The organism is Mangrovibacter phragmitis, from assembly GCF_040429585.1.
Taxonomy (GTDB): Bacteria; Pseudomonadota; Gammaproteobacteria; order Enterobacterales; family Enterobacteriaceae; genus Mangrovibacter; species Mangrovibacter phragmitis.
Genome location: NZ_CP134782.1, coordinates 2131427 through 2143074 on the forward strand (window position 1 = coordinate 2131427; position 11648 = coordinate 2143074).

Annotated in this window: 10 protein-coding genes and 1 tRNA gene; 9 read left to right on the top strand and 2 right to left on the bottom strand. The window is 51.6% G+C overall.

Annotated elements, in window-relative coordinates; genetic code table 11:
- Positions 1-344 precede the first annotated feature (344 nt).
- Positions 345-584 carry a hypothetical protein gene (locus tag MPHASIOC01_RS10440; protein ID WP_353614550.1) on the top strand — a complete coding sequence of 80 codons (240 nt, stop codon included), beginning with the start codon at positions 345-347 and terminating at the stop codon, positions 582-584.
- A 284-nt stretch (positions 585-868) separates the two neighbouring features.
- Here the strand turns inward: MPHASIOC01_RS10440 and MPHASIOC01_RS10445 are convergent, their stop codons facing one another.
- On the bottom strand, positions 869-1165 hold the full coding sequence (locus MPHASIOC01_RS10445) for a helix-turn-helix domain-containing protein (RefSeq protein WP_353614551.1): 297 nt from the start codon (positions 1163-1165) through the stop codon (positions 869-871).
- A gap of 294 nt (positions 1166-1459) precedes the next feature.
- On the opposite strand from MPHASIOC01_RS10445, the gene MPHASIOC01_RS10450 reads away from it, so the two are divergent.
- The 3 genes from MPHASIOC01_RS10450 (at position 1460) to MPHASIOC01_RS10460 (ending at position 3736) form a co-directional block, all read left to right on the top strand.
- Positions 1460-2395 (top strand): nucleoside recognition domain-containing protein, encoded by a 936-nt coding sequence (locus MPHASIOC01_RS10450; protein WP_064594440.1) that lies wholly within the window; start codon positions 1460-1462, stop codon positions 2393-2395.
- 59 nt (positions 2396-2454) lie between these two features.
- Positions 2455-3183, top strand: coding sequence for a 4'-phosphopantetheinyl transferase superfamily protein (locus MPHASIOC01_RS10455; protein ID WP_353614552.1), 729 nt, complete (start codon positions 2455-2457; stop codon positions 3181-3183).
- Positions 3184-3247: 64 nt separating this feature from the next.
- Positions 3248-3736, top strand: coding sequence for a methylated-DNA--[protein]-cysteine S-methyltransferase (locus MPHASIOC01_RS10460; protein ID WP_353614553.1), 489 nt, complete (start codon positions 3248-3250; stop codon positions 3734-3736).
- Here MPHASIOC01_RS10460 and MPHASIOC01_RS10465 read toward each other — a convergent pair.
- A complete protein-coding gene (locus tag MPHASIOC01_RS10465) occupies positions 3707-4588 on the bottom strand; it encodes a D-amino-acid transaminase (RefSeq protein WP_353614554.1) in 882 nt (293 codons plus the stop codon). The genes MPHASIOC01_RS10460 and MPHASIOC01_RS10465 overlap by 30 nt on opposite strands.
- A 230-nt stretch (positions 4589-4818) precedes the next feature.
- Here MPHASIOC01_RS10465 and MPHASIOC01_RS10470 point away from each other — a divergent pair, with 230 nt between their 5' ends.
- The 5 genes from MPHASIOC01_RS10470 to MPHASIOC01_RS10490 all read left to right on the top strand — a co-directional run bounded on the left by MPHASIOC01_RS10470 (position 4819) and on the right by MPHASIOC01_RS10490 (position 11429).
- On the top strand, positions 4819-6279 hold the full coding sequence (locus MPHASIOC01_RS10470) for an AMP nucleosidase (RefSeq protein WP_353614555.1): 1461 nt from the start codon (positions 4819-4821) through the stop codon (positions 6277-6279).
- Between the two features lie 34 nt (positions 6280-6313).
- Positions 6314-8101: an aminopeptidase P family protein gene (locus MPHASIOC01_RS10475; protein ID WP_353614556.1), complete on the top strand. Its 1788-nt coding sequence runs from the start codon at positions 6314-6316 to the stop codon at positions 8099-8101.
- Between the two features lie 121 nt (positions 8102-8222).
- A tRNA-Asn gene (locus tag MPHASIOC01_RS10480) sits at positions 8223-8298 on the top strand.
- 474 nt (positions 8299-8772) lie between these two features.
- Positions 8773-10326 carry a lipase/acyltransferase domain-containing protein gene (locus MPHASIOC01_RS10485; RefSeq protein WP_353614557.1) on the top strand — a complete coding sequence of 518 codons (1554 nt, stop codon included), beginning with the start codon at positions 8773-8775 and terminating at the stop codon, positions 10324-10326.
- A complete protein-coding gene (locus tag MPHASIOC01_RS10490) occupies positions 10323-11429 on the top strand; it encodes a T6SS immunity protein Tli4 family protein (protein ID WP_353614558.1) in 1107 nt (368 codons plus the stop codon). The genes MPHASIOC01_RS10485 and MPHASIOC01_RS10490 overlap by 4 nt, the downstream gene beginning before the upstream one ends.
- Positions 11430-11648 lie beyond the last annotated feature (219 nt).

Here is an 11648-nt window from a genome sequence, read left to right on the forward strand (position 1 = left end):
GGTAGGACTTTTAAGGTCGCGTTCCATCGAAATAAGGTAGATAAAATACCTCTTGACTCACACCACGGTCTCCCTCATCTGTTGCAGAGCATTGGGCAACGATGCTTTAAGCGTCTTCATTCTGTACTTTACCTAAACACCTAGAGTTGCGGACATATTACACAATAGGGCCTAAACCTATACTATTCATTGATCTATTTTTACGCATTTGCCACTTTAATAAAATCCACAACTGCGGCTTCACTCAAAAGTGGAGAGTCCGGCCAGTATTTACTGCATTACGTGCGTCAATTGCTGTACCCATACGGTTCTGCGAATAGATAACTTTCATATCCACCCCATCCATGGAACACCAAAGTAACGATCAGCATATCCGAGGTTCACTCAACCCAGCCTTACGTAACCCGCTACTATTGGTGGTCATTTTGGTGGTCTTGACAGAAAGTGGATTCAGGTTTAGCTTGAATATTAGCCAGTTACTGGCAAAGGCGATCCCAGTCAGAGGAGCCAAATTTGAAGAGCCCGCTCAGGGAAACCTGAGCGGGCTTTTTGTTTTTCATGCAACTCTGCGAATCCTTATGTGATTCTTATTCAATAAGCCAGCGTGAAAAGTCTTCCCGATGCGTTTTCAACTTTCCCTCCGCATCAGTTGAATTTAGTGGTCAGATTTGGGGTCAAGTTGGTTGGATGGCAGAATGCCCTCAAATGTCTCTTAACAACGCGAAAATCCGCAAATTAAAGCCATCCACAAACCCTTCAAAGTTTCCGCTTCTCGCGGCCTGTAACTTTTAGTTAATCCAGGCGGTTCACGTCTTAGGTATCTCAAACAGACCTGCTACCCATACAACAGAACGCACAGGCCCGTGGTTTACACCACAAAATCGTAGTGCGTGCCGTCTGGCAATTCGATATCCAGGCGCAGTTTGCCACCTGCTGCTTCCACATAACGTTTCAGTGTGGAGAGTTTCAGGTCCCGCCCGGGTTTCTCCATACCGGCAACGGTAGGCTGGCGAATGCCCAGGGCCTGAGCCATTTCCACCTGAGTTTTCTGCACTTTTTCACGCAGTTCTGCCAGGTGGATATTCAGCATAATGTCTGCTGCCTGTGCCTGTGCTACAACGCCCTTTTTCTCTGCAGCAATAATTTGTTCCAGTGTTCTGCCCATCGCATTACTCCTGTGGCTCTGGTTTTCTCAACCAGTCGTTAAATTCACGGTCAGCAAGCGAAACCATCACATCATAAAACCGCTTACCAAATGTTGCCTTATGCCCGGCGCACAGCACAGTTCTGAGTGCACCGAACCACAACCGGATTAATGCCGGGCGTTGTTATACAAATTTTCTTAATGAGTGAATAAATGTGAGGAAGATCACTTTACTGCAGCGTATGCTAGTGCGGCCTCAGACCGGGTACAAAACAACGGCTGGGCAATTTACACCAGAGAGGTCAAGGCCGCGTAATGAATATTATTGAAATAATAATGAGTGCGGGTAAATCCGCAGTGAATGTTTCTCTTTATACTTTACTGCCAATAATGGTTGTTATGCTGGCAATCATGCGGTTTCTTGAAGCCAAAGGCGTGCTGGAAAAAATCGTTAAAGTATTTGGCCCGTTGCTTAAACCGTTTGGGCTTGGTGGCATGAGCCTGTTTGCCATAATCCAGATGAACTTTGTCAGTTTTGCGGCACCCATTGCCACGCTCACCATGATGGATCGCCAGGGCGAATCAGACAGACGCATGGCTGCCACCCTTGCCATGTCTTTTGCTATGGGACAGGCCAATGTGTTTTATCCGTTTATTCCCCAGGGCCTGCACTGGTTACCGGCAATTGGTATTTCAATTTTGGGTGGTCTGGTTGCTGGCGCTGCCACCTGGCATATTTTTGGTCGCCGCCTCTCCTCAGAAAACTTTCGCACTGCCAGCACCAAAAACCGGGTAACACATAAAAAACAAGGTTTGCTTGCCATCATCAATCTTGCTGGCGCAGACGCCATTCGCTTGTCTGCCGGTGCCATTCCCATGCTGATTATTTCCCTGGCAGCAGTCAACATGCTGGAAGCCGTTGGCTTTGTGCATTTACTGGAACATTTATTGTCACCGCTGCTGGCCCTCGCCGGGATCTCCCCGGTATTTATTCTGGCTACACTGGTAAAAACCATGGCAGGCGGGACTGCTTATTTTGGCGTGGCATCAGACTTAATCGCCCAGGGAAAATTTACGGTAAACGAATTAAATGCCTCAGCCGGGTTGCTGGTGCAAACCCTGGACTTACCGGGCATTGGCATTTTCCTGGCCGTCAGTTCGCGCTTTGTTCGCCTGTTCCGCTATGTGCTGCCTGGTGCACTGGTGGGGATCGCGGTGCGTACCTGCCTGCATATCCTTATCTATAGCTGACACCCAACTCCCAAGGGGTTATGGTAAAATCTGTGCCGCCATAACCCACAAGGAAGATGATGTTTGATTTCATGCCCTCTCAACCAGGCCCGGGGTTTATTCACCGGTTTCGTTGCGGCACAGTCAGCCACTGCCCGGAAATAACTGTCTGCCAGGCGTTTTTTGACACCCGTTTGTGGCAGGATGATTTATATTCTGCCTCCGGTATTGTGTTCCCTGCCAGGCTGGTTAACGCAGCCACAAAACGCAAAGCGGAATACTTTGCCGGGCGTTTTTGTTGCCAGCAATTACTGGCAAACCACGGGGTACATACCGCAGTACTGTCTCACCAGGACCGCTCCCCGGCCTGGCCTGCCGGGTTTTGCGGCTCAATTTCGCATACGCAAAACCAGGCCGTGGTTCTGCTGGCGCCAATAAATTCCGGGTTCTCTCCTGGAGTGGATGCCGAAACACAGGCATCACGCATCATGCGGGAAACTGCAGATATGTTTACTTCCCCACAGGAACAGACAAGGCTGCAACACTGCCCACTGGACTGGGAACAGGCGCTGTTAGTCACATTCTCAGCCAAAGAAGCACTGTTTAAATCGTTGTACCCGTTGGTGAAGCGCTACCTGGATTTTGACTGTGCGGAAATAAGTGAACTGGATGTGCGCCGGGGCAGTCTGACATTAACCTTAACCCAGGTGTTGTCTGACTCATTCCCTGCCGGGTACCATTTTTATGGCAAGTGGCAATTCGCGGGCGATGTCGTAACAACGTGCTTTTACCCACAAATACTCCAGTAAAATACTGACAATTTATACAGTATTATGCCAAAATAATGACCTCCGCCACTTACTGGAGCCCAACATGCCAGATTATTGCCTGATGCCAGATACCCCAGCCGGGCCTCTGCTGTTACAGGCCAGCTCACAAGCGCTGGAATCCGTTCGGTTTTTACGCACTTTTTCTCTCAGTGAAGAAGAGAGTATTACTCAGGCCACTCACCACCCGGTATTACACCAGGCGTGTGAAGAGCTGGCAGCCTACTTTGCCGGGCAACTCACCCACTTCACTACGCCTCTGGCGCCAGGCGGCACCGTATTTCAGCGCAAGGTGTGGGAAGCCCTGCGGCAAATCCCCTGGGGTGAAACCCGCACTTATGGCGAAATTGCACACCAGATTGGTAACCCGGCCGCCAGCCGCGCGGTTGGCCTGGCAAATAACCGCAATCGCCTGCCCTTTTTTATTCCCTGCCACCGCGTAATTGGTGCCAGTGGGAAGCTGGTGGGTTATGCAGGCGGCCTGGATGTGAAGCAGGCATTGCTGTCACTCGAAGGTATTCGCATCGCGTTGTAAACCAGCGCCAAAGCGGGAAAGGTAAGCGTTGCGCAAACTTATGGCTACCGGGCCGGGGCGGCCATCTCCAATGAGATTGCCGTCGAGCCTGGTCACTGGCATCACAAATGTGGTGGCAGAAGTAATAAAGACTTCCCGTGCGCCACACGCTTCTTGTGGGCTGAAAGCACGCGTTTCAATTTCCAGATGGTGCTGCTGGCAAATTTCCAGTATTGCCGCACGGGTGATGCCGGGCAAAATTGCCTGGCTTAGCGCCCGGGTAACCAGTTTCCCGCCAGGTGTCACCATAAAGCAGTTTGCGGAACTGGCTTCAGTTATCAGGCCGTCTGTAACAAAGACAGCATCATCCGCACCCTGCGCCTGAGCAGCCATTTTTGCCATGCTGGCCGCCAGCAAACTCACTGTCTTGATATCGCACCTTTGCCAACGAATATCCGGGCAGGTCACCACAGACAACCCACGCTCCACACGAGCATCCTGCAAGATATTGTGAGACTGGGTGAACACAACCAGTGTGGGTGGAACCGATACATCCGGGTAATGGAAATCACGCTTACCCGGGTTACCACGGGTAATTTGCAGGTAAACACTGCCCTCATGCAGTTGGTTACGGGCAACCAGTGTTTCATGTATCTGCTGTAATGTTTCCACCGCCCAGGGGAACGCCAGTTCCAGTGCCCGGCAGGAGCGCTGCAACCGTTGCATATGCGCATGGAAATCCAGCAATTCCCCGTTAACCACGGCTGTTACTTCATACACACCATCGGCAAATAAAAAACCGCGGTCAAAAACCGACACCCGGGCCTGGTCCGCCGGGCAATAATCTTCATTCAACCATACCCATGATGACATGCTTCCTCCCTGGTTTCTGTTCATTGTGGCTGAACAGCTACGCTAGCACGCTTCACCTATGTTTTTTCCGAAAAGTTCGTGTGACCGGCCACAAACTGAATAGAAACAACTGCCAGGCCAACTTTTCCCCCGGCCATTTAATCGCATTCTGCTTTCGTTTCTTTGCTGCCGTGACATACTGAGCATCAGGGGAATACAGGTTCACTACAGGAAAAATAAGGAGAGAGAGGATGCAAACTCATCGCACAGATAAAAGCCTGACACCTGAGCAGGCTATCGAACAACTGGAGGCTATGTTTAATGCCTCTGTCAAAGCATTACGCAAAGCGATTGCGCTGTATATCAACACAGGCACACTACCCGATACCGCGGCAAGGCAACAAGGCTTGTTTGTTTACCCGGCACTTCAGGTCACCTGGGATGGCGTGGCGCGCAACCCGAAAAAAACTCGCGCTTATGGGCGTTTTACCCACCCCGGGTGCTACCGCACGACCATTACACGGCCGGCACTGTTCAGCGCTTATTTAACAGAGCAGCTTACCCTGTTGCAGGAAGATTACGGTGCGCACATCAGCGTTGTCCCTTCCGACCAGGAAATCCCTTACCCTTATGTTATTGATGGCTCTTCACTGTCACTCGACCGCAGTATGAGCGCCGGGCTGGCTCGCCATTTCCCCACCACCGAGTTATCACAAATTGGTGATGAAACGGCTGACGGCCTGCTGGAGTCCCTTGATTTTTCGCCGTTATCGCATTTTGACGCGCGCCGTGCGGATTTCTCCCTCGCCCGCCTGCGCCATTACACAGGCACCCCGGTGGAACATTTCCAGCCCTTCGTGCTGTTCACCAACTACACCCGTTATGTGGATGAGTTTGTGCGCTGGGGTTGCAGCCAGATTTTAGACCCGGCTTCACCTTATGTTGCGCTGTCCTGCGCCGGTGGTGCCTGGATAACCGCCGACACCGAAGCCCCGGAAGATGCCATTTCTGATCTGGCCTGGAAAAAGCACCAGATGCCCGCCTGGCACCTGATCACGGCAGACGGCCAGGGTATTACCCTTATCAATATTGGTGTCGGGCCTTCTAACGCCAAAACCATTTGCGACCATCTTGCGGTGCTGCGCCCGGATGTCTGGTTGATGATAGGCCACTGCGGCGGTCTGCGCGAAAGCCAGACCATTGGCGATTATGTACTGGCTCACGCCTACCTGCGTGATGACCATGTGCTGGACGCGGTACTGCCACCAGATATTCCGGTACCCAGTATCGCGGAAGTACAGCGCGCCTTGTATGACGCCACCAAAGAAGTCAGTGGTATGCCGGGTGAAGAAGTCAAACAGCGTTTACGTACCGGCACAGTAGTGACAACAGATGACCGTAACTGGGAGTTGCGTTATTCCGCTTCGGCTTTACGCTTTAACCAAAGCCGCGCTGTTGCTATTGATATGGAGAGTGCCACCATTGCCGCGCAGGGCTACCGCTTCCGCGTCCCCTATGGCACATTACTCTGTGTCTCAGACAAACCTTTACATGGCGAAATTAAACTTCCCGGCCAGGCAAACCGATTCTATGAAGGCGCAATCTCAGAACATTTACAGATAGGTATCCGCGCCATTGATTTATTACGTGCTGAAGGTGAGAAACTCCACTCACGTAAATTACGCACATTCAATGAACCGCCTTTCCGTTAACCGGAAAGCCTGACGAACTGACACAGGTACAACTATGGCCGCCTCTACCCCGTTATCTGATTTGCGACATACGCTGTTGTCGCGTGGACTGCAAGGCATGTTGGTTCCGCGCGCTGATGCTCACCAGAGCGAGGACTGTGCCCCCCATGATAATAAACTGGCCTTTTTAACCGGTTTTACCGGCTCTGCCGGTCTGGCGCTGGTATTACAGGACCGCGCGTTGTTATTTGTTGATGGGCGTTACCAGGTTCAGGCGCGCCATGAAACCGATTCTGCGCTGTTTGAAATTCACCATTTACATGACGAACCCGTCGCTGAATGGATTGCTCAGAATTTACCTGCCGGGCAGCGTATTGGTTTTGAGCCCATGTTGATGGTCAACAGCCAGTACCAGGCGTTGCAAAACAGTGGTTGTGAGCTGGTGGCACTGTCTTATGATCCTTTCGATACCATCTGGCATGACCGACCGGCACCCCCGCAAGGGCCGGTCAGCCTGATGCCACCGGACATTAGCGGGGAACTGACCACCACCAAACGCACCCGCCTGGGGGTGAAATTACAGGAACTGGGTGTTGATTATTTGGTGGTAACTCAGCCAGATAATATTGCCTGGCTGCTCAATATGCGCGGTTCCGATGTTCCCATGAACCCGGTGCCCCACTCTTTTGCCCTGGTTAAAAGCAACGGTGCAGTTGAGTGGTTTGTCGACCCGGTGAAACTTACACTGGTACCGCCTGTGTGGTTGATGGACATCAGCCTGAAAGCGCCTTCAGCCTTGCTGGCCCGCTGCCAGGAAGTTGCTGCAGGTAAACGTATTCTACTGGATGCAGACAACGCACCTGTTGCGGTGAGCTTTGCCGTGGAAGCGGGTGGTGGAGAGGTGTTCTGGCAGCCAGACCCGCTAACGTTCATGAAAGCGCAGAAAAACCTGACAGAGCTGGAAGGTTACCGCCACTGCCACCTGCAGGATGGTGTCGCCTGGGTGAATTTTCTGGCCTGGCTTGCGCGTGAAGCCCCTGCCCGGGCACAGTCAGGAACGCCGTTAACAGAACTTGAAGTTCAGGCTCAGCAACTGGCTTACCGCCAGCAGCGTGAAGGTTTCCTGGAACAGAGCTTTGCCACGATTTCCGCAGCAGGCAGCAACGCAGCCATGTGCCACTACCATGCCACCCCGGCAACCAATGCCGCGATTATGCCGGGTAATTTTTACCTTAATGATTCCGGCGGCCAGTATGTTAATGGCACAACAGACGCCACCCGCACCCTGGCGTTTGGCGAAGTTTCGCCAGAAATGCGCCGCCACTATACCGCTGTGCTGAAAGGTTTTCTCGGGCTGATTACCTTACAATTTCCCTCTGGCACACAAGGCCACCAGTTGGATGCGTTTGCCCGACGGGGGCTGTGGGAATTAGGGCTGGATTATGACCATGGCACCGGTCACGGTGTCGGCCACCGCCTACAGATCCACGAGCAACCCTACCGGATGGCAAAAAAAGTCAACCCGTGGCCGATGCTCCCCGGCCAGGTTATCACCATTGAACCCGGTTATTACCTGGCAGATAACTATGGCATTCGCATTGAAAACCAGGTTGAAATTATTTCCGGTATGCCCGGTTTTTGCCGCTTCAATTCACTGACGCTGATCCCTGTCGACCTGCGCGCAGCAGAACTGCACTTGCTTACCGAACAGGAAATTGCCTGGCTGGACAGTTACCACCTTCATGTACGTAACGAACTGTCTCCGTTAGTGGAAGTAGAAGCGCGCCCCTGGCTGTTTGAAGCCACTGCTCCGGTACATGCCCGCTCAGACTACCCCGGCTGACAGGTATATTGCCGGGTTAACAACCTGAGAATGTGGAATTTATCAGCAAACGAACAATATTGTGAAATCAGGCTTTGACACACTACTCCGGGGCCAGTAATATGCGCCCCGTTCACACGATTCCTCTGTAGTTCAGTCGGTAGAACGGCGGACTGTTAATCCGTATGTCACTGGTTCGAGTCCAGTCAGAGGAGCCAAATTTAAAAAGCCTGCTTACGAGCAGGCTTTTTGCTTTTGTGCGCTAATGGAAAAGTGCTTCCGGCACTGCGGCAAACCGACAAACAAGACTAAAATCCGGCGAACTGATTTCCGGGTTTCTTTTCCCCACCATCTGTATCGCAATATCTCTCCCTTTCCACTAAATGCGCGAAGAAACAATAAAATCATTCCTGTTCTGAGATCAATCCTCCGTTATTGCCATATCATTTCTTATTTTACTAATTTCATGATAATCATCGCTTTTAAGTCAAATCAGAAATCAGTTAGTATGCAAAAAATTAACCATGGAAATTACAGGGAAAAGGAATGAAGCGTCAATACAACAAAGACCAGGACATGAAACGGTTGGCAACAAGGGAGCCACAGCGTTACGGCGGAACAACTGGCCTGGATAAATGCTGCAGTGCTTACGTTAATACCCCTTGCAACGAAACATAACAGGAAATTAGCGCATGGATAGCAACAAAAGCCGTTCTTACCACCGGCCGGTATGGGATGACAATGGGCGGTTTCATTTCGAGCTCACTCCCCAGCCGAAAGGAAAAAATCATGTGTCTGTTTGCCTCGTGCCGCCTGAAAAAGTGATCCCGGTGATTTTTATTCCCGGAGTGATGGGTTCAAACCTGAAAAATGAAGGCAGTGAAGTCTGGCAGTTCAGCTTTCGGTCACTCAAAAAATGGCTGTTTGCCAACGCAGAAAAAAGAAAAAAGCTTCTGGATCCGAAAACTACGATGGTGGATGACAGAGGTAAGATTGTTAATGACGGTGCGGACGGGAAAAAATTCCCCTCCCGGCGGAAACGGGGATGGGGATGTGCATTTTATAAGAGCTACGGGGAAGCCCTTGACCGGCTACAGTACCTGCTCAGCGATGACGACATCCTGACGGATAATTACTTCAGGAAAGAGCAACTACAGACAGCGCGGCAGCGTTTTACCGGTGTCAGGATAGGCGACGAGCAGGCGGAACAGGTGCTGACGGAAGCAGAAACGGTGCACGGCCACCGGTTTTTATACCCGCTGCACGTTTTTGGTTACAACTGGCTGCAGTCCAATGCGGACTCGGCAGCTCTGCTGGGCACCTATATTGGCGAGGTACTGGAGGATTATCAAGGCCGCCTGGCGGTGAACAAAGTCATTCTGGTCACCCACTCAATGGGCGGTCTGGTTGCCCGGCACTACTCAGAAATCATGAACGGACAGGAACATATTCTGGGAATTGTGCACGGTGTGATGCCAGACCTTGGCTCGCCGGCAGCCTACCGGCGGATGAAAACCGGTGAGCGGGGAATCACAGGGATAATTATCGGAGATAACGCTGAAAAGCTGATGCCGGTACTGGCCCAGTCCCCCGGCCCGCTACAGCTCTTGCCTGGTACAGCATACGGGCCAGGCTGGTTAAGAGTCGAGGGGAGTGGTTCCCGCCAGTCCCTGCCGCTGAATGACCCGTATCAGGAAATTTATCTGAACAAAACGGACTGGTTGCGGCTTTGCGAGCAGGATTTATTGTTGGATGATACGCAAACAGAGTGGGAGACCTATCAGGATCGGATAAAAACAGATGTACAAGAATTCATTGAGGAATTGAATGGCAAATATCACCCACAGACCTGGCTGTTTTACGGCGCGAGTGCGAATAATCCGTCGGATGCGTTCCTGACATGGAAAGAGCGGCCTGCTCTGCGGCCAGCTCTGCGGCAAGCGCTGCAACTCGTGCCAGTGATGGGCTACCCGGAACCGTCGTCGCCAACATACAGGTATGATGCAGGAAAAACTTTTGAGCTGATTTCCGCAGGAACACCCGGCGATGGCACAGTGCCTGTGACGTCCATTCGGACCACGTCGCCCCATATTCGTGGGGTGCTTGCGACCAACATTGACCATGAAGGAGCCTTTGCCGTTACCCCGGTGGACCGCTCCCGTTCAGTTTACAGCGACCTGTCTGATGCGCTGATGTTTACGGTACGCTCCGTGATAAAAATCGTGCAACAGGTGCCGGCACCATGAAAAAATTTCCGCTCCTCCTGCTTGTTCCGCTGGCAATGCTACTGCTGGCTGCCGGGCTTTATATTCATCACTATGTCACATTTGTGCATGCGCCTGCGGCGTTAACCGACAAGGAAAAACGTATGGTCGATACCCTGTTTGCCACCACCAAACTCCAGTGCGTGGGGCGCTATGTGTTTGAGGTACCTGCCTCTTTTGAAAACACCCTGACGGACCGCGCCGAAATTAATGAAGTCCGCATCAGTAGCAAACGGCTCTACCGCCCGGCGTTTGAACAACGTATCCGCCTGCGGGAACAGGAGCTGAAAAGCAGCCATACCGTAGATCCGATAGATCAGCCTTTTCTCAAGCAGGTATACCGGGTCAGTGAGGATGCGGTGATATTTGACCGTAACCGGAACGGGAGTGAGGGCGGATATGGTCGTACTCTGGAAGGGCATGTGTACGTTGACGGAGTGGCGTTTACCCTTATCCAGGAAATCATAGATTTATCTGACCCTAAATATCAACAAGATAAGGAGGATTTTATCAGGGCCGGCGTCAGAGTCGGTTCGCTTAACACCAAACCTGCAAAACTCGCGGAACTGCAAAGCTTAATGTCCCGCCTGTCCGGGCGAAAAAACGATGAAGTCCCCACGCAACCGGGAACCTGTATTTCAGAAGGGTTTATCCGCGACGGGGGCGGGAAGCTGAATGAAGATATCACCTTTGTCTACCCGCATAATCAGGTCTTTTCCCTGTTGGTTTCCACCAATACATCTCTTGGCGATACATCAAGCATGCTGGAGCGGAGCCATGAAATTCAACCGTATCTGACAGCAATTAAGGCGAAGACGCTGCGGAAAGGTAAAACGCAAATAGCGGGATTTGAGGCCGACGAATGGCTTAACACCGCTCCGTCAGAAGAAGCCCCCCGCCATCCGTCCGGGCAGCTACTTTTTAACGCCATCGCTAATGAAAAAATAGTGGATTTTCGGCATCCGATTATTGACCTGACATTAAGCAACTATGCACTGCCACCACCGGCTTACAGCGATGCCGAACTGGTGGAAATATGGGACCGTATCACACGCTCTTTCCGTATCAGAAACAATGCGTTCTGAGCAAAATATCCTGGCATACAGAAAAGTTCTTCCTGACTCACTGCATATTCAACACTTGTGACCCGCTGTATCTTCCTGAAGTGTCATTTATGGCACGTCAGGACCCTATTTGAGCCATACTTTTGCTTCCCGACGTTCATTCACTCAAAGTGACAAAAATCCCCCTGAACAAATCAAACCAATACTGCAAAACCAGCTCAGGCAGACAACAACGCAGAA